The following is a 21,299-nucleotide window of genomic DNA, read 5'->3' as shown; positions in this document are numbered from 1 at the left end:
TAGTGAGTAACAAATATGCCTTGGCTTAGAAACGGTACTGTGTCCGTGACAAACGGATCAACAGCTGTAACTGGCGTGAACGTAGCGTTTGACGCTAACTCGCGAGTGGGTGATGCATTCGTAGGTCCGGACGGACTTAATTACGAGATCACCAACGTGGCCAGCCCCACGGTTATCTCGATTCTGCCACCCTATAAGGGCGCGACAGTCAGCGGTGCCGCATACGCGATCATGCCTGTGCAAGGCTACGATAAAATGCTGCGCGACGCTTTCAACCAGCTGCGGGTACAGTTCGGCGACAAGATGGCCGCACTCGGCACCACCGGCAACTACGATGTGCTTCCGGTAACTAAGGGTGGAACAGGTGCTACTTCGGCGGCCGACGCCCGCACTAACATGGGGCTGGGATCGGTTTCTGTTGAAAGCACTGTGCCTGTCACAAAAGGCGGTACCGGCCGCGCGGACGGCAGAGTGTTGCTATCTGAAGTTGGAGTGCAGCAGGCCGCTGCACTCTTTGGCACTCAGGGTATGTACATGGGCTGGAACTCTGGCTCCCAAGGTGAAGGCCACTTCGTTGTGAACAAAGGCGGCGGCGCTGGCGGTTTTAGCTGGCGATCCGTTAACGCTGCTAATAGTGCCACCGGCCCCACTATGACCTACAGCTACGACGGACTACTGACCGTTTCGTCGTTATCTGTTACTGCGGCACCTATCGGCATCGCATCTGGCGGTACTGGTGGTAACTCCCAGACAACGGCTCGTAACGCTCTTGGCGTTGGTCCTGCACAGGCTCCCACCTTCGGAGGTATTGAGCTCAGCAACACCAGCCCCTACATCGATTTTCATTACAACAACACTGCGGCAGATTATGACGTCAGGCTAATCAACCAGCAGAACGGCATCTTGACGCTGCAGGGTGCGATGCAGATCACGGGAAGGCTGGAGTCGGCCGGTACCTGGTGCAGGACGGGATTGAGCGGATCGAGAGGCGGGACCGTTTATAACTTTAACTGGACCAGTTCGAATATTGATGCCTACATCGATAATACATATGTGGGCACGCTCACCTTGTTTACTTCCGATTATCGAATCAAGAAGTATATCAAGGACTTCGCGCCAACATCGTTTCTTGACCGGATTGATGCCTATCGTATCGTTACTTATCAACGCAAGAACTTCGGTGATGTGTTCAAGGGTGGCGATACGGTGTTTCAGGGTCTGATTGCGCATGAAGCGCAAGCGGTCAACCCGCTGGCCGTATCCGGCGAGAAGGACGGCGCCGACGAAAATGGAAATCCACGCATCCAGCAGCTCGACCCGATGGCCTTGATTACCGATCTGATGGGTGCTGTCAAAGAGCTGCGCGCCGAGGTGCTTGCACTCAAGGCCGCAGCTCAGCCGGCCCCAGAACCTGCCGCCGCGTAATACCTGCACAGCAACACCCGCACCCCGCCACTGAGCGGGTATTTTTTTGCCTGGAGAAACCGAAATGCCGATCACCGCGCAGCAACTTCTGCAGATCCTCCCGAACGCCGGCCAGAAAGCCGGCGTTTTTGCACCCGTCCTCAATACGGCCATGAGCAAGTACCAGATCGTGACGCCGCTGCGCATCGCGGCATTCATTGCCCAGGTCGGCCATGAGTCCGGTCAGCTGCGTTACGTGCGCGAGATATGGGGGCCGACTACGCAGCAGCGGGGGTACGAGGGCCGCAAGGACCTTGGCAACACCGTTGCGGGTGACGGCTCGAAATACCGTGGCCGTGGCCTGATCCAGGTGACGGGCAGGGCCAATTACGAAGAGAGCGGCGAAGCGCTGGGCCTGGACCTGATCGACCACCCCGAATTGCTCGAGCTACCGCAGCACGCCGCGATGTCGGCGGCGTGGTTCTGGCACCGGGCCGCGCTGAACTCGCTCGCCGACAAGGGCGACTTCTTGACCATCACCCGTCGTATCAACGGCGGCACCAATGGCCTGGCTGACCGTCAGGTTCTGTACGCCCGAGCGCTTGAGGTGTTGGCATGATCGGCCCCTTTGCATACGGCTGGAAGGTGCTGGCAATAGTCGCCGCGCTCATCAGTTGCTGGGTGTGGGGATTCAACCACGGCTCCAACAAGGTCGAGGCGGACTGGCAGCAGAAGTGGGACAGGGAATTGAAAGCCCAATCGCAGGCCGTGGCCAGCACCACGACCGAATACCGAACCGAAGAGCAACGCCGCCAGAAGGCGGCCAACCAGGTGGTGAACGATGCAAGACAAGAACAGACCGCTGCGCTTACTGATGCTGCTGTCGCTGACGCTGCTGGCGACCGGCTGCGCGTCGAAGCCGGAAAGCTGGCAGCTACCGCAAGTTGCGCCCCCGGCGATACCGGCGCTGCCGAACGAGGCAAGGCAGCCAGCCGCGCCGCCATGGTGCTCTCCGAACTGCTCGGCCGGGCTGACGCGCGAGCGGGAGAGCTGGCAAAGGCTTATGACCAATCCCGAATAGCCGGGCTGGCGTGTAACCGCTTTGTCGAAGAGCTATCCAACACCACCAATTCAGCCAGGCCGTAGGCCGCCGGGGAAGCACTGTGCAGACAGCAACGAAGCAAGAAACCTACGACCGCACGATGAAAGTGACGTTGGCAGTGAAGGCGAACGGTGGGTCCGTGACGGTCCAGATCCAGGCCGGTGATAACTGGATCACCACCGACACGTTCTGGAAAGACGGTGGCTATCAGTTGAGCTTTCCGCCGGCGACCATCCGCATCGTGCCCGCTGCTGGCGCTGCGTTTGAGGTGTACGCATGAGCCTTCTGGTCAACCCGATTCCACGCCGCCAACCTATAAGGCGTGGCCTAGGCCTGCTCGGCGATAGCTTCTCTGGCAACTGCCACACCATCGCGGCGACGGCGTTCGGTACCGAGGCCTATGGCTATGCGGGCTGGATCGCGGCGCATACCGGCCTGTTCCCGAGCTACGTCGACAACCAGGGCAAGCTCGGCGACCACTCCGGGCAGTTTCTGGCCAGGCTGCCGGCCTGCATTGCGTCGTCCACTGCCGACCTGTGGCTGCTGCTGTCGCGCACCAATGACAGCACCACGGCAGGTATGAGCCTGGCCGACACGAAAGCCAACGTGATGAAGATCGTCACCGCGTTCCTGAACACGCCCGGCAAGCACCTGATCGTCGGCACTGGTACGCCGCGCTTCGGTAGCAGGGCGTTGACCGGGCAGGCGCTGGCCGATGCGATCGCTTACAAGGACTGGGTGTTGAACTACCTCAGCCAGTTCGTGCCGGTCGTGAACATCTGGGACGGCTTCACCGAAGCGATGACAGTCGAGGGCCTGCATCCCAACATCCTGGGCGCCGAGTTCATCAGTTCGCGGGTGGTGCCGATCATCACCGCCAACTTCGAATTCCCCGGCATCCCGCTGCCCACTGACGCTGGCGACATTTACTCGGCCATCCGCCCGTTCGGCTGCCTCAATGCCAACCCTCTACTGGCGGGCACTGGCGGCGCGCTACCGGCGGGCGTGAACGCTGTGGCCGGGTCAGTGCTGGCGGACGGCTACAAAGCCGTTGGCTCTGGCCTGACCGGTATCACCACGCGGTGGTACAAGGAGCCTGCCACCTATGGCGAGGCGCAGTGCATCGAGCTGCGTGGCAACATGGCGGCGGCGGGCGGCTACATCTACATGCAGCCCACGGCCAACGTGGTACAGACCAACCTGGCAGCCGGCGACGTTATCGAAATGGTGTCGGCGGTGGAAATCATGGGTTCGTCGCGCGGCATTCTGGCTTGGGAGGCTGAGTTAACCATCACCAAGACGGTCAGCGGTGCTGCGTCCACGTTTTACTATCGGTCGATGGACAAGTACCAAGAGCCGTTCACCATGCCGGCTAGCTTTGCCGGGGCGTTGGAAACGCAGCGCGGCACTATTGACCTGAGTGAAACCGTGATCACCTCGCGTATGGGCCTGTACTTGGCTGCAGGTGTGGTGCAGAACTCAACAGTCAAGGCAGCGCAGTTCGGGATTCGCAAGGTTTAAATATTTATGCCGAGGATGAGGTGCGCTTTTGAATGAGCTCAGTCACTTGGGTTTTTGCTAAGCTATCCTCTAATATAAATATTACCTGGTGTTTATGCTAAAACCCTCAATAGGGATTTCTTCGGTTCGATTGTAAATTGGCAAAGTGCTAAAGTTGGTCTTTTCAAGAGTTTCGCAGTTCCATGCCTTGGTTTGGGCTGCGTTATACAACATGCCTAACGTCATTGCCGTCTTTGCGCGCCGATCTTTAGATCTAAAGAATACGAAAATGTCAGTCCCTTCTGGCTTGAAGTAACGGTAGTGGTCGTAGTCGCCGGATTCAACACCAAAGTGTTCGAAAAAATTCTCCATAAAGTCACTGGCGTCGTCACCATCAAGCCCTAGCTCCCAACTGACTCTAGTAGCGAGGCTGAGAGTCTCGAATGCCTTTCGGCTAAATCCTACATAAAAGTAGATTCTCTCTACAAGATAATCAACTACTTCATAGTTTAGATCGCTTCTATCCATTTTAAAAAACCTGATCTTGTTCATCTACGATAGAATTGTAGGTATTCACCGTTACGTAACCTATTTTGCCAAGCTCGTATGCAGTATAGGACCATCCTATAACGGGTGTTGCTCGTGCGATGAAGCCACCAATGCTTCTTGTCCATCGGAGGTGCGGCGGAAACCATCCTGTAAGAGATGGTGCTCTGAAGTCTCCAGGAAACTTGCGGTTGTTTAGAGTGCGCCGCATTACTATAGACATGACGGAAGTGTTATTAATCGCTCCGCCAGGCTTTGTTCTAGTTGGTATTATGTTGGCGCCTAAGACGATGCCTAATGCAGCCCCTACATCGTCCAGTCCAAATTCCTCCATTGCCACCTCTGTGGCAATAACATAAAGTAGTTCATTTGCAGTTAGTCCGCAGTCACCGTCATAACAATATATTCTCGCCACTTAAAATATCCTTATGCGTAAGTGCTATTTCGTATTTGATCCCAGCCACCGGAGATATGTCCAATTATCAAGCCGGTGGTTCGGCTTTGCTGTGAATACTGCATGCTGACTTTGGCGTAACTAAATCTTATCACCTCCTCTGGAAAACTTGAAGGCGATCGCTCAAATAGATTGCCGGAGGCAACGCCGCTTATGATGACTTCGTCAAACACATATTCCAGATATTTTTGCTTTTCGCCGCCAGCACGACGTACGTACAGCTTCATTTGCTTAATATGTTGCCCTGCGCAACATGCCTCGAGAATCTTAGGGGTCGCAATGTCAACAGCTTTTACAATGCTGAAGTCGCTTAAGTAAACTCGACCAACTGTTGCCCCACCAGCCGAGCTTGCGGTTCTTGACACCGACTGAGCGGCTGACAAGCAAAAAGTGGTAATCTCAACCCAGTTTTTGCAGTCAGAGTCCGTAGACTCTCCACTAATGCCATCAATCCAAAGATATGCATCTATACTCATTCCGGCTCCTTGGAACATCTCTTAATGTAATTTATTGCCGTAGCACGATAGCATAAAGTCTGCCTTTGCGACTCGTGAGCGCCCTTTTCGTCGGCGCAGATTGGCGTCCCGCAACACTGCACTCTGAACTTGCGCCACCACATCCTTGGAGTGGGAACCCGACCAAGTTCGAGTGCCGGTCGATGGACAAGTACCAAGAGCCGTTCACCATGCCGGCCAGCTTTGCCGGGGCGTTGGAAACGCAGCGCGGTACTATTGACCTGAGTGAAACCGTGATCACCTCGCGCATGGGCCTGTACCTGGCAGCAGCCGTGCCGCAGGACTCGACGGTCAAGGCCGCGCAGTTCGGGATACCCAAGATATAGGTGGGCGAGCGGGCCGCTCCGCTACTCTGTCGGAACGCCTCGTTGGCGGCTGAGTGACTGCGGCAGCTTGTTCGGGCATTCCGGGTCTTCGATAAAGCCTCGTCCATCGCAGTGCGTGCAATCGTCACGCACTGCGAATCCGTCCAGGCAGTGAAGGCATCTGATAAATATCGAGTAGCTATGACGCTCCCACAGCGATACGTAGGCCTTGAAGTCGCCTTGTTCGAGGGCTACCGCTGAGGCGTCGACGAGCGCTCGATATTGATCTTCATCGCTCAGGCGTTGATAGCTCACACCGTTGATCTGCCTGGATTGCTCAACCAGCGTCAGCGTCTGGCCGGTTTCGGTGTAGATGTAGCGACCCTCGAGCACGCCGTACTTCTTGTAATCCCTCATGATGAGTTCGTTTTTCTCGTCGAGAAATGCAAAGTGGGCGGCATGGTAGGGCGACTGGTCGGCCTCATGAAGCACGTATCGGGAGTTGAGCAGGCTGCCGACTATTAAGCCGCCCTTGTTGTAGGCCAGATAGTCCGATGCCTGATGCCGCCATTCGTGGTTGCCTTCCTCGGTGAAGTGGCAAAAAGCGGCGCTGGCCAGCTCGAAGAGCTCAAAGCGCTCCAACGGATCGACCAACCCGCCAGCCTGCATGTCTTCGGCCATGCGTGCCAGAAACCGGTAAGTGACCGCGGGGTTTGTCCACTGCCTCCTGTCGTTGAGCCTTTTGTGCCATTCGGCCAAGGCTTCTGAGCTGTTGCTCTCGTTCATGGGGGGATTCTCAATTGCTGTATGGGCATACAGTAGTTGAGTCTTTCAGATTTGGGGAGTGGTGTTCGTCGGCAGGACGCCGGGGAGGGAATGGTGTGCGTAAACCTGTACCACTTTTCGTACCAATCAATGTTCCCTATAGGGGGTTTTAGTGCCATCCAGCAGCGCTAAGACCCCCTAATTACCGCATATGTCATACACCTGCTAATCCGCACATAAGTCCTTACCGGGTTTCCGTTGGGGAGGTGACTGAGAAAGTGCAGTCACCCAGAAACTGACCCAGTGCGGGCATGGTAGTTTTAGATCAAAAAGTTATAAGCGTTTGAGATATATCCCTTGCTGCAGCCCGGCGGGTGCGACTGGACCTATCAAGATTGCTAGTGATGGTTCAATGCCCAGGCAGCGCATGATTCAGCCAAATAGCACCTGCTGCTACCAGGACGGGATAGTGCAATGGACGCAAACACTTGGGTTTCGATGAGGGAAATAAACTCTGAGCGGGATCTGATCGCGGGGGAGAATCTACAGATCACTCTTATCAATACCGCAAGGGGAGAACCGGTAGAAACCGTTCGGTTCTCTCCGACGCCTGCAGTGGGGCAGTACGAGTGGACGAAAGCTTTCGCAGATCACATCAACGCTACGGCCGTGCACCTACGTGCAGGCGTCCGGCAGACCGATGGGACATTCAAGACCGAGCACAGCAGTTACTTGAATAAAATATGGACAGATTCAGCGCCTGATCGTGTTGCGCTCACCACCGCATGCCGTTTCAATCAGTGGTCGGATCTATATACAGTCAACGCGGTAGGCGCGTTGCCTGAAGGTACAACTATCACGTGTAATCTTCTCAACAAGTCGACAGGCGACCTCTACCAGACCGTTCAATGTCATGTCCCGACTGAGCGTTTGGGCAGATATTGGTGGCCTGCTTATTTGAGCGAGACGATTAACAACAGAGGAGAGCTGCTACGCGCTGGAGAAAAGGATGACGCCCAGAAAAAGTTTGTTCCTATTGGCAGCAGTTTTCGTAACCACGTTTGGGCTCCGGCCGGATTACCGCTGACGCTCGAATTCGATGTCGGCTTTTCGCCAGCCGCATTGGCAAGTGCCGCGCAGGTGTTTACGCGTCTTTGTGATCAGATACCCAAGTCTATTCCGTCTGCGCAGGATATAGACGTCTGGTTGAGCGGTTTTTCTGACGGTAAGTTTCGAGACATCACCTACCCCGCGCAAGGTTCGACAGTCGAGGATATCAGTGGGCTCAATCTGCATCTGGACAGGGCCTTCAGAATCGCCTGCTATCTCTTCAGTCAGGCAACTGCATCGCCTGCGCATTATCTGTCTCATGCGCTGGAAGCCCTGAACTTTTACGCCAGACAGGACTACAAAATCAGCTGGTGGAATCGACAGATTGGTCTTGCCAAAAAGGCTGGCCGCACGGCTGTGCTGCTCGCCAAACATTTGACCGGCTCAGAGCTGATCAAGCAGTTCATTCCCTACGCCATGAAGACCACAAACACCTATGCCTACACCCAGACTGGCGCCAATCTGGCTGACTTTGCGTCCGTTCAGATTCTGTGGAGTGTCAGCGCATGGAAGAACTCTGGGCAGGGCAGCTATTTACTGTATCTGCGCGCTGCGGCAGATGTGCTGTCCGGGCTGTGCCAGCCAGTCGAACGCGAGGGCAAGGAGCATGGAGAAGGGGTAAGCGTGGATTACGCTATCAATCAACACAATGCCCTCAACGGCAGTCAGTACTGCATGCAGCTTTACTCAGGATCCTATGGCGCTGAGTTGTTGAACAGAATTGTTGAAGGTGCAGTGGTGCTGGTCAGCGAGTTTTCACTCACAGCGACTGCAATGTCTGAACTGGTCAATGTTGTGGTGGAGGGTATGGGATGGATGGGCTACGCCAGCCGTATGGATTTCCACGTCAATGGAAGGGCGATCAGTCGCGGTGTTCCTTCCAATGCTCACATTGCGAAATGGGCTGAAGTACTGTTGCCCTTTGCAGATACTGCCAACAAAGAAGCACTCAATGAATTGATTCGACGCACAATTGGCGATGAATCAAACAACCAATACTACAGCGGTGGACGTCTTTTTTGGGTCAATGACTATCTGGCCCATATCGGCTCTCACTACTGTGTGTGGGCCAAGGCGATTTCCACTCGTACAGTGGGTGGAGAAAGTGGCAACGGCGAGAACCCGAAAGGTTATTACATGGGCGCGGGCACCTGCTTTCTGACTCATCATGGCAAAGAGTATGAGGGCATCCAGCCGGTCTGGGACTGGCAACGTCTACCGGGTACGACCGTCGAACAAGTTCCGAATTTCAAATGGCCCAATACTGCCTGGGGGGTAAACATGTGGGGATCTCACGACTTTGCAGGAGGCGTGAGTGATGGAAAGAGAACCCTTCTGTCCATGGAGTTGTCCAGAAAAAACGTGACTCATGCCTATAAGACGGTCATGGCGACCGATGATCGTGTGACTTGCATGGGGACCGGAATTGATACTCGCTCTGTCATGTTTCCGGTGGTTACCTGTGTCAATCAGTGCATTGCACGTGGTCCGGTGAGGTACCTGACGATCGACAATCAAGAGCATACACTTGAGCAGGGCTCGCTGACGGCTGACAATATTCAGGCCGTTTACCATGATGGCTTCGTCTATACGCTGGCATATTTCCGCTCTCGCCCTACCGTGACTATCGAGGTGAAAAGCCGCAGCGGTGCCTGGTCTGACATCAATATCAACGGCTCCCCCTATACGGTGACACTGCCTGTTTTTTCGCTTTGTATCCACCATCAAAAAGGTGAGAACGGCTCTTACTGCTATAGCGTCAGTCCTTCAGAAGATCTCTTGGACGGGGCGCTCCTGCCAACAGCTACCGTATTCGAAGCCGGCATGGCTGATGAACACATCGTGTACGATGGCGAGGCCGTAATGGTAAGTTGTTTCGATGCGGAGTTAACGCGCAGATGGGCGCAGGAAGCCGGCCATGGCTTCTATCCGGAACAACCGTGCGTTTATATTGCAGAACAGCAGGACGCGCAGGTTAAATTGACCTGCGCCGACCCCACGCAGACCCTGGAAAACTTGGCATTTGTCATCAAGGCAGATGAGCGGGGCACGCCACTGGTCAGGCTGGTAGTACGCCTGCCGCAGGGTGATGAACGAGGGCGCTCTGTAACCGTCAACTTCTTGATTGATTAGTTGATGTCCGCAAGGAGAAGAGACGGGTATCAATAGCCCGTCATCTCCAGATACCCGACTCCCTCCTGGCTACCGCTGAACCTCACCGGGCCTTCCCAGTAGGGAATACTGGTGCCCATCCAGGCCTTGGAATTCAGCGCTTCGGTGGTGATGTTCAGGTTCCTGCCGGGAATTTTGATTGCCCAACGGGTCGGTACCTGATGCTCGCCTATTGAGGTCTCCGTGAGTGGTTCAAGGCCGATTTCATTGGCGTGCAGCAAACTTGTCGTGCCATCGGCGCTGATCCAGTTGCCGGTCAGGTAGGGTGTGCCGTCCTTGTGGCGGATGCGGTAAAGCATCAAGCGGTCGCCGCCTGCCAGTTGCAGCGAGAACCAGTCCCAGCCGCTCTGGTTGGCGGTCAGTGGCTGGCTGCTCCACTCCCGGTCCAGCCAGGCGTTACCGGTGACTTGATAGGTTTTTCCTTCAATTAGCACACTGCCTTTGGCGTCGAAGAAAGGCTGGCTGTAGTAGTACGACGCCTGGCCCGCTTCCGATTTCTGGCTGTAGCCTTGTTCGCCCTGCAACACCAGCGGCTTACTGGAGGTCAGGTGCAGGTCGTAGCGGAAATCCTTGCCGCTTGCCTTGAGTTGCATCGATGCGAGCGGGTCTCCGGTTTGAGCAGTGCTTGTGAATGCCCAATCGTCGATCCACGCCGAGAAGGGCGCCGACGTCACGTTTGCCTGGCCGACTCCACCCCGTGCATAACGCTCTGCCACGTAATGGCCGCTGCTTGATGTGGCTGCTGCATGGCCCAGCCAGATCGTGCCTTCGTTCCAGCCACTGCCGGTCTGTTGGCCGGGTCGCAGGGCATTGCGGAACAAGGTCCACTGCACGCCGAGCTGCTGGCCCGCGTCGTCCTTGAGGGTGGCGGTGATGTACCACCACTCGATACGAAAGCCGGGGTGCTGGCCGTGGTCCTGCGGGAATGAAAAGACCTTGCCGGGTGTCACCTGCGCATAGCTGTCGGCCGTATTGCCCAGACCGGCGAAACCGCTTTCAGGCTGCGGTTTGTCGTCGCAGGCGGTGAGCAGCGCTGCGACGACCAGCGGCATCAGCCATTTACTGTTCATTGGCGAATGTCCTGATTAGATCCGCTGGACGGCTGCGATACAACTTCAGCAGCGGCCAGGCCGAGGCCAGCAAAGTCGCCAGCATCGCCAGTGCCATCAAGTGCATAAGTTGCAGCGGGAACACCTGAAGCGGCAGGCGCCAGCCAAAGGCGCGAACGTTGATCACCGCATCCAGGCACCAGGCCAGTAACAGCCCCAGTGGTAGCGCGAGCACCAGTGTCAGGACCGCCAGCAGCCAGGTCTGTCCCAGGTTGAGCAGCATCAGTTGCCGTCGCGTGACACCCAGCGCCCACAATGGGGCGAGCTGCCCGAGGCGGCTCTGGCTCTGGGTCAGCAGGCTGATGAACAGCGCCACGCCAGCCACGCCCAGTGTCAGGCTGTTGAGTGCGGCAGTGGCGGCAAACGTACGTTCAAAGACCTGGCTCGACCACCCCTCGAGCTGGCTCTGATCGATGATGTGATTATCGTCCAGCTTGAAACGCGCTTGCAGCCGGGTGACCAGCGACGGGATTGTCGCCTGATCGACCCTCAGGTTGAAACGCACCGGCATCGATTGCGGCCAGTGGGCGAGCAGGTGCCGGGAGTTGACCAGCAGATGGCCCTTGGGGTTGCCATAGTCGGCATAGATCCCGACGATGCGTGGGGTCCACTTGCCAGTGGGCACCGGGATACTCAGCGTATCTTCCAGCCCCAGTTGAAGGCGGCGGGCCAATTGTTCGCTGAGCATGACTGTGTCTTCATCGCGCAACAGATTCCACGGATCACCGGCGACGGATTCCAGCAACGCCCAATGCTGGCGATAGGTGTCGTGATCGATAACGCCAAACAGGTCCGCAGGCCAGCCCTGAACTTGCACCGGCACTTGCCAGTTGGGCAGCACGGCGCCGATATCCTGTTGCTGGCTCAGCCAGGTGTTCAGCGGCTCGGCCTGCTCCGGATTCTGCGGGCTGACATACAGTTCGGCGGTCAGGCGTTGCTCCAGCCAACTGTTGAACGTCTGACGAAAACCCGACGTCATGCTGCCTGCGCCGATGTTCGCGGCCATCGCCAGCAGCAGGGCCATCAGCGCCAGACTCAGGGCGGGCAACTGTTGACGGCAATCCGCCAGAAACCACTGCCCGAGCACCGAGCGGCTGCGCGTCAACAGACCGCCAAGCATGGTGTCCAGCAAAACCGGCAGGGCCAGCGCGGCACTGAGCAGCAGGGCGGACATCATCACAAACCCCAGCATCAGACTGGTGCCGAATAACAGCGCGCTCACGCCCACCAACGCGCCCAGCACCGCCACCCACGCCTGGCGCTGCAACCATCGCGCATGCGCTTGCTGCCATGCCTGGGCATCGGCCAGTGCCAGCAACGGCAGGCGCGCAGCCCGCAACAGGCTATTGGCACCGGCCAGCAACGCGCCAAGCAGACTCAGGCCGATACCGCTCAGCCACCACCACAGACTGAGGTTCAACTGGCCGGCGACTTCCGCGCCGTACAAGCCGCGCAGACTGGCCGCGACATCCGGCAATAACAGGCTGGCCAACAGATAGCCGCTGACCACGCCGAAAATACCGCCCAACAGAGCCAGTGCGCCCAACTCTACGCCCAGCGCAGCTATCAACAGGCGTGCGCTGACGCCACAGGCACGCAAGTTACGCAACAGCCCACGGCGCTGTTCGAGGGCCAGGCCAATGGCCGCGTGGACAATGAACAGGCCGACGATGAAGGACAGCACCCCGAGCGCATTCAGATTGAGGTGGAAGCTTTCGGTGAGACGCTCCAGATTGTTTTCTTCGCCGCTTTTCTTGATCACCAGCAGGTCATTCAGGGCTGCCGGTAGCGCAGGGTTTTGCCGGGCAAAATCCTTGGCCAGCAGCATTCCGGACAATTGCCCCGGCTGGCCCAATAACGGTTGCGCAAAGCCTATGTCAGTCAGCAAAACGCCGGGCGCCATGTCGAGTTTAGCGTGCAAGGGGGGCAGCGGAACGCCGGTTTCGGTCAACGGTTGCTGGCCTTCTTCGAGCCCCAGCGCTTGCAGGGTCTGCGGCGCAATCCAGGTCATGCCCGGCGGCGTGAGGAAGTCCACGACCTGTTCGGCGTTCAGCGTCTGCCCGGCCAGTGTCGAGCCGGTCGGCAAAGTCACCGGCTCGATACCCATCAGTTGCAGGCGACGGTCTTCGCGCCCTTGAAGCACGATACGGCCTTGCAGCATGGGCGATACGGGCCAGCCTTCGCGGCGCAACCCGATAAACAATGCCTGCGGGAACAGCCCGCCGCTGCTGGCGGCGATACGGGTCTGCGGCTCGCCGCCAATCAGCTGGCTGGCGCGCTGGTAGCTTTCCCGTGCCTGACTATTGAGCGCCTGCACGCCGGTCAGCAGTGCGGTGGCCAGCCACAGGCCGGTCAGCACGCTGAAAAACTGCACGGGGTGACGTCGCCAGTGGCTCAGCAATGCGCGCAGCGTCCAGTAGAAAACCCGCATCAGCGCTCGCCTTCGACAGCCAGACGACCGAGATGCAGCACCACTTTGCGCGCCAGTCGGTCAGCGACCCGCGGGCTGTGGGTGACCATCAACAGGCTAGTGGGGCTGTCGGCGAGCACATCCAGCAGCAGTTGCAGCACTTCGTCGCTGGTGGTCTCGTCGAGATTGCCGGTGGGCTCGTCAGCCAGCAGCAGGCTGGGCCGTGAAGCGAGGGCGCGACCTATCGCTACCCGCTGCTGTTGTCCGCCGGACAGTTGCTCGGGATAGCGATTCAGCAGCGTGCCCAGACCCAGACGCTCGATCAGGCGCGCCTGCCAGAGCGCATCGAATCGCCCGGCCAGCCGTGCCTGGAACGCCAGATTGTCAGCGATTTTCAGGCTGCCAATCAGGTTGAACTGCTGAAACACCAGACCGATTTCAGTCCGCCGCCAGTTCGCCAGCTGGCTTTCGTTCATCAGGTCCAGACGCTGGCCTGCAACCTCGATGCTGCCGTCATCGACCTGATCAAGGCCCGCGACCAGATGCAGCAAGGTGCTTTTGCCACTGCCGGATTCGCCCATCAACGCCAGGCTTTCGCCCTGTGTCAGGTGCAGGTCCACGCCCTTTAATACATTCAGCGGCCCCTGTGCCGTGGTGTAGCGCTTGAATACGTTTCGCACTTGCAGCATGAGCGGCTCAATGGTTCTGACTGAGTTAAAAGAGTAGCGCCTGAGCGCAAGCGCGTCGCGACCAGATATCAGCTATCGTGCGACGCTCCGCGTCGTCATGCCGTTCAGGACGCTCTGCGTCCTCTTTGCTACGCAGAGCGTCGCGACCTGCATTCCCGAACGACAATCATAAAGCTACTTCCCGCCGCCGCGAATCAGCCCGCGCAGGGCAAACCGGTTAGGGTGACAGGCTTCGGCAACGCTACGCGGCAAGGGCAGAGGTTCGTTATCGAGCCAGGCGGCGATCAGTTCGCCACACAGCGGCGCGGTGATCAGCCCGCGCGAACCGTGGCCGCTGTTGACGTACAGGCCGTCCAGCCACGGGCAGGCGATGTTGGGCACCTGGCGCGCGTCCTTGCCCAGGGCAGCATAGGCCTGAAGGAATGCTTCGCGATCGGCCAGCGGCCCGACGATGGGCAGGTAGTCCGGGCTTGTACAGCGAAAGGCTGCGCGACCCTGCAATTGCTCGGGCGACAAATCGGCGGTCTCGAGGCGTGAAGTGAGGTCTTCTGAAATCTCCCGCAACAGCCCCAGATTGTCCAGATGATCGGCCAGGTTGAGGGTCAGATCAGTACTGCTGAAATCGAAACTGGCACCCAGTGTATGTTCGCCCAGACGCGCCGGAGCCACATAACCCTCGGCGCACACCACACTGCGCAATGCCGCGCTGGCCTGAGTCTGCGGCAAACGGGTGATCTGCCCGCGGATGCGTTTGAGCGGTAAATCGGCGCTCTGCGAAAACTGCTTGATATCCGCCGCCCCGGCCAGCACGACGACTGGCGCGCTGGCGATCAGTTGCTCTGCGTTCCAGGCCTGCCATTGACCTTCCACACGTCGCAGTTGCAACGCCTGATGATGAGTCATCAGACGAATATTCGGGTGCTCGACCTGCGCATTGCACAAGGCAGGCGGGTGCACCCAGCCGCCTTCGGGGTAAAACAGCCCGCCACTGTTCAGCGCAACGCCGCTTTGCGCCTCGGCTGCCGGTTGGTCGAGCAAGCGCAGGAGGGATTCGGGGAAAGCATCGACCAGTTGTTTCTGGCGTTGTGCCTCCGTGTCGTCGAAGGTCAGTTGCAGCACGCCGCAAGCGTCCCAGTCGACACCGCGCTGCAAGCGTTCAAGCAGCCTTCGCGTGTGGCCAAAACCACTGAGGATCAACTGTGAAAGCGCTGTGCCATGCGCCGATAACTTCAGGTACAGCGCGCCCTGCGGGTTGCCGGATGCTTCCTGCGCCGGTGCGGCGTGGCGCTCCAGCAGGCTGACCTGCCAACCCCGCTGCGCCAGGCTCTGCGCCGTGGCGCAGCCTGCCAGCCCTGCGCCGATCACCAGCGCCTTGCGCTCGCCGCTAATCGGAGCGGGGCGGGCGAACCAGGGTTTGGCGGCAGGAGAGGGTGCAGCATCTTCAGGCCAGGCGATAAACGCGCCGCGCAGCACTTCCCATTTATGACCGATGCCCGGCACCCGCTTCATTTTGAAGCCTGCTGCGTTCAGCGAGCGCCGCACCCAGCCGGTGCTGGTAAACGTGCCTATCGTGGCGCTCGGTGCAGACAGGCGCGCCAGTTCGGCAAACAGTTCGGGTGTCCACATTTCCGGGTTTTTCGCTGGCGCAAACCCGTCGAGAAACCACGCATCAATCTGCCCGTCCAGCTGCGGCAGCATCTGCAGCGCGTCACCAATCAGCAGGGTCAGGGTCACGCGGCCGTCATCGAATACCAGACGCTGAAAGCCTTCATGCACAGCCACATATTGATCGAGCAATTGACCCGCGAACGGCCACAGCTCTGGCCACAACGCCAGGGCACGCTGCAGGTCGGCGCGGCTCAGCGGGTATTTCTCGACGCTGACGAACTGCAGGCGCGCATTGGCGGGCGCGCACTCGTCGAACAACTGCCAGGCACAGAGGAAATTCAGCCCGGTGCCGAATCCGGTTTCACCAATGATCAGCCTGCCGTCCTCCGGCAGCTCGCTGAAACGCCGACGCAGGTCGTTCTGGACCAGAAACACATGGCGCGTCTCGTCCAGACCGGACTCGGTGGAAAAGTAGACATCGGAGAAATCGCGGGAACGCGGGTTGCCTTGTTCGTCCCAGTCTATCCGGGCGTGGCGGGTAATGGTCATGTCAGGCTCAGCGGTGGCAGTGGGCGCATTTTAGCCGTGTGCGAGGATAAAAGTGCGATCACTGCTGCGCCGATTGACCGATGCCCGCAATCGGTGGTCAGAATGCTCACTGAGGGTTGTCCACCGGGCGTTCTCTGAGCCATCCCCAATCAGGAGTTGTGCATGTTTGAATCCGCTGAAATCGGTCATGCCATTGACGACGAGACCTACGAAGCTGCTTTGCCCGAGTTGCGCGAAGCCTTGCTGGAAGCGCAGATAGACCTGCACGAGCAGGCCGGTCGGCAGATCATCGTATTGATCAACGGCATAGAGGGCGCAGGCAAGGGCGAGACCGTCAAACTGCTCAGCGAATGGATGGACCCGCGCCTGATCGAGGTACGCACCTTCGATCAGCAGACCGACGAAGAGCTGGCCCATCCACCCGCCTGGCGTTACTGGCGACAACTGCCTGCCAAGGGGCGCATGGGAATCTTCTTTGGTAACTGGTATAGCCAGATGTTGCAGGGCAGGGTCCACGGGCGTTTCAAGGACGCGGTGCTCGATCAGGCCATCAGCGGTGCCGAGCGATTGGAAAAGATGCTCTGCGATGAAGGCGCGCTGATCTTCAAGTTCTGGTTTCACCTGTCAAAAAAACAGATGAAGCTGCGCCTCAAGACCCTCAAGGATGATCCGCTGCACAGCTGGCGCATCAGCCCGCTGGACTGGCAACAGTCCAAGACTTACGACAAGTTCGTGCGCTTCGGTGAGCGGGTGCTGCGTCGTACCAGCCGCGAATATGCGCCTTGGCATGTGATCGAAGGCGTGGACGCCAATTACCGCAGCCTGACGGTCGGCCGTCTGCTGCTGGAAGGCATGCAGGCCGCGCTGAACAAAGTCGAGCCCGAGCCCGCTGCGCTCACCGTTGGCCCGTTGGCGATCCATGACAATGAGTTGACCCTGCTGGACAGCCTCGACCTGAGCCTGCACCTGAGCAAGGACGACTACCAACAGCAGCTCATCACCGAGCAGGCTCGCCTGTCCGGCAACATGCGCGACAAACGCATGAAAAGCCATGCACTGGTGGCCGTGTTCGAAGGCAACGACGCGGCAGGCAAGGGCGGCGCGATACGTCGTGTTGCAGCGGCGCTCGACCCGCGTCAGTACGCTATCGTACCGATTGCTGCACCGACTCAGGATGAACGTGCTCAGCCGTATTTGTGGCGTTTCTGGCGGCAGATACCGGCGCGCGGCAAATTCACTATTTTTGACCGCTCGTGGTACGGCCGGGTGTTGGTCGAGCGGGTCGAGGGCTTTTGCAGCGAGTCCGACTGGAAGCGCGCTTACGCCGAAATCAATGACTTCGAAGAGCAGCTCACGGACGCAGGCATTGTGGTGGTCAAATTCTGGCTGGCCATCGATCAGCAGACCCAGCTGGAACGTTTTCAAGAGCGCGAAAAGATCCCGTTCAAGCGTTACAAGATCACCGAAGACGACTGGCGCAACCGCAAGAAATGGCCGGATTACCGCCAGGCAGTGGGCGACATGGTGGATCGCACCAGCACCGAAATTGCGCCGTGGACACTGATCGAGGCCAACGACAAGCGCTGGGCGAGGGTCAAGGTGTTACGCACGATCAACGAGGCGCTGGAAAAGGCGTTTAGTAAAGACAAGAAGAAGTGATCGTCTGAACCGCGTGCCTGTCTGCATCGGCACTGGCGGGCGCAGCGGGGCATCATTTGCGAGGCGGGCGCGTTTTCTGCCTGATGATGTAAATGGTCACCAGCACCGCGCTGGTCAGCATGAAAGTTCGTGCCCAAGGCTGTGCGATCAGGTAGCACGACAGGCTGATCTCAGCCACATCAGGCCGATTGCGTACACCTTGCCCTTGAGCGGGATGCCGTTGCCTTCAAGGTAGTCTCGAATCCATGGGCCAAGCCGCGGGTGGTCGACCAGCCAGTGGTAGAAACGTGGAGAGCTGCGCGCGAAGCATGCAGCTGCCAGCAGCAGAAAGGGCGTGGTGGGCAGCACCGGCAGGAATATCCCGATGACGCCCGATACCACGCTCAACCAGCCAACCGCTATCAGCAGATAGCGCACCGAGCGGTGACGGCTGGTGCGCGGTGGGTCTTGCGCCATAGGCGCAGACTCAGTGGTGGCGGGGCTTGAGGATCGCCGGCTTTTCGTCCGGAGCCTGGCAGAGCAGGTACAGGGCGGTCAGTGCTTCGGGGATCTGCACGATCATGTCGTCCATCAGGTTGGCGTCCTGGGCGATGTCGGCGAACTCCGGCTGCTCGTCGAACAGACCCGAACCGACCATGATCGGCAGGAGCATTTCGCTGACTTCTTCCTCGGCACTTTCGAACCAGGCGTTTTCACGCAGGAACACGCCTTCCATGAAGCCGATGCACCAGCCACGCAGGTCCGAATCATCCGGATCGTCGCCCAGGTCGAGATCACACGGCAGTTCGAACTCTTCGTCCGACGCCAGCTGGCGGGCAATGTGTGCCTTGAGTGCGATCAGCGTGGCTTCGACCTCTGTCTGTTGCGCCTCGCTGCTGTACTGCGGCGGCTCGGAGAACAGCGCGTCGATCCACTCGCGCTCCGGCACGTCTTCGGCACAGATGGACAGGGCGGTCAGGTAGCCATGAGCGGCCACGTAGTCCAGTGCTTCTTCGTGCAGTTCATCTGCATCGAGGAAGACTTGCAGGCGGGTTAATTGCTCAGCGAAGGACATGGAAGCGCTACCTTGAAAATAAACGATGCTGGATTCTAGGCCCTGAGCGTCCTTGGCGCCAGCGCGCAGGCCAATTGCGGTTAATTTCGACCGCTCATGTCCGAGCCATCCATTGCTCCCGAGCGCTCGGGTATACTCCCCCGTTTTGCAGTGCAGCAGGATATTCCGGGGTTTTTATGCTTGAGCAGGCACAACGCGTACTTAAAGACATCTTCGGTTACGACAGCTTTCGTGGTCGCCAGGGTGCCATTATCGAGCGTGTAGCCAACGGTGGCGATGCACTGGTGCTGATGCCGACCGGTGGTGGCAAGTCCCTGTGTTTTCAGGTGCCGGGGCTGTTGCGTGAGGGGCTCTGTGTGGTCGTCTCGCCGCTCATTGCGCTGATGGACGATCAGGTCGCCACGCTGGATGAACTCGGTGTGTCCGCTGCTGCGCTCAACTCCACCCTCAGTGCCGAGCAACAGCGCGAACTGGCTAACCGCATTCGCCTGGGCGAAGTGAAAATGCTCTACCTCGCCCCGGAGCGCTTGGTGCAGCCGCGCATGCTGTCGTTCCTGCAAAACCTTCAAATTGCCCTGTTTGCCATTGATGAAGCGCACTGCGTATCGCAATGGGGTCATGATTTCCGCCCTGAGTACCTGCAACTGGGGCAACTGGCCGAGCTGTTTCCGGATGTGCCGCGCATTGCGCTGACTGCCACCGCCGACAAGCGTACCCGTGAAGAAATCGTCACGCGCCTGCACCTGCAGAACGCCGAGCGCTTTCTGTCCAGCTTCGACCGGCCAAACATCTTCTATCGCATCGTGCCCAAGGAACAGCCGCGCAAACAGCTGCTGGCGTTCCTCTCCGAACGGCGCAGCGATGCTGGCATTGTCTACTGCCTGTCGCGCAAGAAAGTCGATGAAGTGGCCGTATTTCTGAGCGAAAACGGCTATCCCGCGCTGCCGTATCACGCCGGGCTGCCCTCGGAAACACGTGCTGCCAACCAGAAACGCTTCCTTAATGAGGAAGGGCTGATCATGGTGGCGACCATCGCGTTCGGCATGGGCATCGACAAACCCAACGTGCGTTTTGTTGCGCACATGGACCTGCCCAAATCGCTTGAGGCCTACTATCAGGAAACCGGCCGGGCCGGGCGTGATGGCCTGCCTGCCGATGCCTGGATGGCTTACGGTCTGCAAGACGTGCTGATGCTCAAGCAGATGTTGCAGAACTCCGAAGGTGACGAGCGCCATAAGCGTCTGGAGCAGCACAAGCTCGACGCCATGCTCGCCCTGTGCGAAGAAACCCGTTGCCGCCGACAGACCCTGCTGGCCTATTTCGACGAAGACATGCCCAAGCCATGCGGGCATTGCGACAATTGCGTCGATGGCGTGCAGACCTGGGATGCCACCGAGCCTGCGCGTCAGGCGCTGTCGGCCATCTACCGTACCGGCCAGCGTTATGGCGTCGGTCATCTGGTCGATGTGCTGCTGGGCAAATCCAACGACAAGGTAGAAAGCTTCGGCCATCAGCATCTGTCGGTGTTCGGGGTCGGCAAGGCACGCACCGAGGCCGAGTGGCGCTCGCTGTTCCGCCAACTGGTGGCGCGCGGGCTGGCAGACATCGACCTTGAAGGCTATGGCGGCCTGCGCTTGAGCGACACGTGCCGGCCTTTGCTGCGTGGCGAAGTTACTCTGGAACTGCGCCGCGACCTCAAGCCACAAACCACTTCAAAGAGCAGTTCCGGCAGCCCGGCGAGCCAACTGGTGCGCGGCGAAGAGCGCGAGCAGTGGGAGGCCTTGCGTGCCTTGCGGCGCAAGCTGGCCGAGGAACATGCCGTGCCGCCTTACGTCATTTTCCCGGACTCGACCCTGCTGGAAATGCTGCGCAGCAAACCCGGATCAATGGCCGAGATGGCCCGAGTGGGCGGCGTGGGCGCGCGCAAGCTGGAGCGTTACGGCGAGGCCTTTCTTGAAGTGCTCAGTGGCAAGGCCGAGGCACCACGGGTGGTGGCCGATGTACGCCACGAGCTGATCAGCCTGGCGCGTGCCGGTATGACCCCCACGCAGATTGCCGGTCAGTTGCAGTGCTCGGAAAAGAATGTCTACACCCTGTTGGCCGAGGCCATCGGCAAGCAGCAGCTGTCCATCGAGCAGGCACTGGACTTACCGGAAGACCTGTTGGGCGAGGTTCAGGATGCCTTTCTCGATGGCGAAGGAGAACTACCACCGGTGTCGGCGATTGCCGAGCAGTTTGCCGGGCGGGTGCCGGAGGGCGTTTTGTATTGCGTGCGAGCGGCGTTGCAATCGGAATTTGAGGTATAACAGCGTGCGACGAAACGTCACCGTCCCGCGCTTGCCTGAACA

17 protein-coding genes and 2 pseudogenes are annotated in these 21,299 nt (G+C 58.7%); 9 read left to right on the top strand and 10 right to left on the bottom strand.

Annotated elements, in window-relative coordinates; all coding sequences use genetic code 11:
- Positions 1 to 15 precede the first annotated feature (15 nt).
- From AC4ANK_RS20580 to AC4ANK_RS20560, 5 genes are all read left to right on the top strand, one after another.
- The gene (locus AC4ANK_RS20580; protein ID WP_460384659.1) at positions 16 to 1,425 is read left to right on the top strand and encodes a tail fiber domain-containing protein; all 1,410 of its coding nucleotides are present in this window, start codon (positions 16 to 18) and stop codon (positions 1,423 to 1,425) included.
- Positions 1,426 to 1,489: 64 nt separating this feature from the next.
- Entirely contained in the window at positions 1,490 to 2,023 is a 534-nt protein-coding gene (locus tag AC4ANK_RS20575; protein ID WP_460385163.1) for a glycoside hydrolase family 19 protein, read from the top strand.
- Positions 2,020 to 2,550, top strand: coding sequence for a DUF2514 domain-containing protein (locus AC4ANK_RS20570; RefSeq protein WP_236471202.1), 531 nt, complete (start codon positions 2,020 to 2,022; stop codon positions 2,548 to 2,550). Before AC4ANK_RS20575 ends, AC4ANK_RS20570 begins: the two co-directional genes overlap by 4 nt.
- Positions 2,551 to 2,606: 56 nt before the next feature.
- Entirely contained in the window at positions 2,607 to 2,786 is a 180-nt protein-coding gene (locus AC4ANK_RS20565) for a hypothetical protein (protein WP_032619255.1), read from the top strand.
- Positions 2,783 to 4,027: an SGNH/GDSL hydrolase family protein gene (locus AC4ANK_RS20560; protein WP_460384661.1), complete on the top strand. Its 1,245-nt coding sequence runs from the start codon at positions 2,783 to 2,785 to the stop codon at positions 4,025 to 4,027. The genes AC4ANK_RS20565 and AC4ANK_RS20560 overlap by 4 nt, the downstream gene beginning before the upstream one ends.
- Positions 4,028 to 4,108: 81 nt before the next feature.
- On the opposite strand, the gene AC4ANK_RS20555 is transcribed toward AC4ANK_RS20560, so the two are convergent.
- Genes AC4ANK_RS20555 through AC4ANK_RS20545 form a run of 3 tightly spaced genes read right to left on the bottom strand, consistent with a single transcriptional unit; the run spans position 4,109 to position 5,482 of the window.
- The gene (locus AC4ANK_RS20555; RefSeq protein ID WP_058886975.1) at positions 4,109 to 4,558 is read right to left on the bottom strand and encodes a DUF1493 family protein; all 450 of its coding nucleotides are present in this window, start codon (positions 4,556 to 4,558) and stop codon (positions 4,109 to 4,111) included.
- On the bottom strand, positions 4,536 to 4,967 hold the full coding sequence (locus tag AC4ANK_RS20550) for an STM2901 family protein (protein WP_081050543.1): 432 nt from the start codon (positions 4,965 to 4,967) through the stop codon (positions 4,536 to 4,538). Before AC4ANK_RS20550 ends, AC4ANK_RS20555 begins: the two co-directional genes overlap by 23 nt.
- Before the next feature lie 11 nt (positions 4,968 to 4,978).
- On the bottom strand, positions 4,979 to 5,482 hold the full coding sequence (locus AC4ANK_RS20545; protein ID WP_460384664.1) for an Hcp family type VI secretion system effector: 504 nt from the start codon (positions 5,480 to 5,482) through the stop codon (positions 4,979 to 4,981).
- 167 nt (positions 5,483 to 5,649) lie between these two features.
- Between AC4ANK_RS20545 and AC4ANK_RS20540 the strand changes: the two are divergent.
- Positions 5,650 to 5,847: pseudogene (locus tag AC4ANK_RS20540) on the top strand (SGNH/GDSL hydrolase family protein); the annotation flags it as partial.
- 21 nt (positions 5,848 to 5,868) lie between these two features.
- On the opposite strand, the gene AC4ANK_RS20535 reads toward AC4ANK_RS20540, so the two are convergent.
- Positions 5,869 to 6,612, bottom strand: coding sequence for a hypothetical protein (locus tag AC4ANK_RS20535; protein WP_460384666.1), 744 nt, complete (start codon positions 6,610 to 6,612; stop codon positions 5,869 to 5,871).
- Between the two features lie 453 nt (positions 6,613 to 7,065).
- Between AC4ANK_RS20535 and AC4ANK_RS20530 the strand changes: the two genes are divergently transcribed.
- The gene (locus tag AC4ANK_RS20530; protein ID WP_160329131.1) at positions 7,066 to 9,834 is read left to right on the top strand and encodes a polysaccharide lyase family 8 super-sandwich domain-containing protein; all 2,769 of its coding nucleotides are present in this window, start codon (positions 7,066 to 7,068) and stop codon (positions 9,832 to 9,834) included.
- Between the two features lie 29 nt (positions 9,835 to 9,863).
- Here the strand turns inward: AC4ANK_RS20530 and AC4ANK_RS20525 are convergent, their stop codons facing one another.
- From AC4ANK_RS20525 to mnmC, 4 genes are all read right to left on the bottom strand, one after another.
- Complete coding sequence (locus AC4ANK_RS20525) at positions 9,864 to 10,943, bottom strand: lipocalin-like domain-containing protein (protein WP_002552563.1); 1,080 nt, start codon at positions 10,941 to 10,943, stop codon at positions 9,864 to 9,866.
- The gene (locus AC4ANK_RS20520) at positions 10,933 to 13,413 is read right to left on the bottom strand and encodes an ABC transporter permease (RefSeq protein WP_031597177.1); all 2,481 of its coding nucleotides are present in this window, start codon (positions 13,411 to 13,413) and stop codon (positions 10,933 to 10,935) included. Before AC4ANK_RS20520 ends, AC4ANK_RS20525 begins: the two co-directional genes overlap by 11 nt.
- On the bottom strand, positions 13,413 to 14,081 hold the full coding sequence (locus tag AC4ANK_RS20515; protein ID WP_002552565.1) for an ABC transporter ATP-binding protein: 669 nt from the start codon (positions 14,079 to 14,081) through the stop codon (positions 13,413 to 13,415). Before AC4ANK_RS20515 ends, AC4ANK_RS20520 begins: the two co-directional genes overlap by 1 nt.
- A gap of 174 nt (positions 14,082 to 14,255) precedes the next feature.
- Complete coding sequence (mnmC, locus tag AC4ANK_RS20510) at positions 14,256 to 16,238, bottom strand: bifunctional tRNA (5-methylaminomethyl-2-thiouridine)(34)-methyltransferase MnmC2/FAD-dependent 5-carboxymethylaminomethyl-2-thiouridine(34) oxidoreductase MnmC1 (protein WP_002552566.1); 1,983 nt, start codon at positions 16,236 to 16,238, stop codon at positions 14,256 to 14,258.
- Between the two features lie 162 nt (positions 16,239 to 16,400).
- On the opposite strand from mnmC, the gene pap reads away from it, so the two are divergent.
- Positions 16,401 to 17,897, top strand: coding sequence for a polyphosphate:AMP phosphotransferase (gene pap / locus AC4ANK_RS20505; protein WP_057425619.1), 1,497 nt, complete (start codon positions 16,401 to 16,403; stop codon positions 17,895 to 17,897).
- A 52-nt stretch (positions 17,898 to 17,949) separates the two neighbouring features.
- Here pap and AC4ANK_RS20500 read toward each other — a convergent pair.
- Together AC4ANK_RS20500 and AC4ANK_RS20495 are read right to left on the bottom strand one after the other, a co-directional pair.
- A pseudogene (locus tag AC4ANK_RS20500) lies at positions 17,950 to 18,353 on the bottom strand (YbaN family protein).
- 10 nt (positions 18,354 to 18,363) lie between these two features.
- On the bottom strand, positions 18,364 to 18,951 hold the full coding sequence (locus AC4ANK_RS20495) for a UPF0149 family protein (RefSeq protein WP_002552569.1): 588 nt from the start codon (positions 18,949 to 18,951) through the stop codon (positions 18,364 to 18,366).
- A gap of 176 nt (positions 18,952 to 19,127) precedes the next feature.
- Between AC4ANK_RS20495 and recQ the strand changes: the two genes are divergently transcribed.
- Positions 19,128 to 21,257, top strand: coding sequence for a DNA helicase RecQ (recQ, locus tag AC4ANK_RS20490; protein WP_016980791.1), 2,130 nt, complete (start codon positions 19,128 to 19,130; stop codon positions 21,255 to 21,257).
- Positions 21,258 to 21,299 lie beyond the last annotated feature (42 nt).

The organism is Pseudomonas sp. Pmew2 (assembly GCF_058129885.1).
The sequence above is the reverse complement of the archived record's forward strand: the minus strand, read 5'-3'. Positions and strand labels throughout refer to the sequence as shown.

Excerpts from the sequence above, each read along its gene's own strand:
- AC4ANK_RS20580 (WP_460384659.1), top strand. The coding sequence starts at position 16 with ATGCCTTGGCTTAGAAACGGTACTGTGTCCGTGACAAACGGATCAACA.
- AC4ANK_RS20575 (WP_460385163.1), top strand. The coding sequence starts at position 1,490 with ATGCCGATCACCGCGCAGCAACTTCTGCAGATCCTCCCGAACGCCGGC.
- AC4ANK_RS20570 (WP_236471202.1), top strand. The coding sequence starts at position 2,020 with ATGATCGGCCCCTTTGCATACGGCTGGAAGGTGCTGGCAATAGTCGCC.
- AC4ANK_RS20565 (WP_032619255.1), top strand. The coding sequence starts at position 2,607 with ATGAAAGTGACGTTGGCAGTGAAGGCGAACGGTGGGTCCGTGACGGTC.
- AC4ANK_RS20560 (WP_460384661.1), top strand. The coding sequence starts at position 2,783 with ATGAGCCTTCTGGTCAACCCGATTCCACGCCGCCAACCTATAAGGCGT.
- AC4ANK_RS20555 (WP_058886975.1), bottom strand. The coding sequence starts at position 4,558 with ATGAACAAGATCAGGTTTTTTAAAATGGATAGAAGCGATCTAAACTAT.
- AC4ANK_RS20545 (WP_460384664.1), bottom strand. The coding sequence starts at position 5,482 with ATGAGTATAGATGCATATCTTTGGATTGATGGCATTAGTGGAGAGTCT.
- AC4ANK_RS20535 (WP_460384666.1), bottom strand. The coding sequence starts at position 6,612 with ATGAACGAGAGCAACAGCTCAGAAGCCTTGGCCGAATGGCACAAAAGG.
- AC4ANK_RS20530 (WP_160329131.1), top strand. The coding sequence starts at position 7,066 with ATGGACGCAAACACTTGGGTTTCGATGAGGGAAATAAACTCTGAGCGG.
- AC4ANK_RS20525 (WP_002552563.1), bottom strand. The coding sequence starts at position 10,943 with ATGAACAGTAAATGGCTGATGCCGCTGGTCGTCGCAGCGCTGCTCACC.
- AC4ANK_RS20520 (WP_031597177.1), bottom strand. The coding sequence starts at position 13,413 with ATGCGGGTTTTCTACTGGACGCTGCGCGCATTGCTGAGCCACTGGCGA.
- AC4ANK_RS20515 (WP_002552565.1), bottom strand. The coding sequence starts at position 14,081 with ATGCTGCAAGTGCGAAACGTATTCAAGCGCTACACCACGGCACAGGGG.
- mnmC (WP_002552566.1), bottom strand. The coding sequence starts at position 16,238 with ATGACCATTACCCGCCACGCCCGGATAGACTGGGACGAACAAGGCAAC.
- pap (WP_057425619.1), top strand. The coding sequence starts at position 16,401 with ATGTTTGAATCCGCTGAAATCGGTCATGCCATTGACGACGAGACCTAC.
- AC4ANK_RS20495 (WP_002552569.1), bottom strand. The coding sequence starts at position 18,951 with ATGTCCTTCGCTGAGCAATTAACCCGCCTGCAAGTCTTCCTCGATGCA.
- recQ (WP_016980791.1), top strand. The coding sequence starts at position 19,128 with ATGCTTGAGCAGGCACAACGCGTACTTAAAGACATCTTCGGTTACGAC.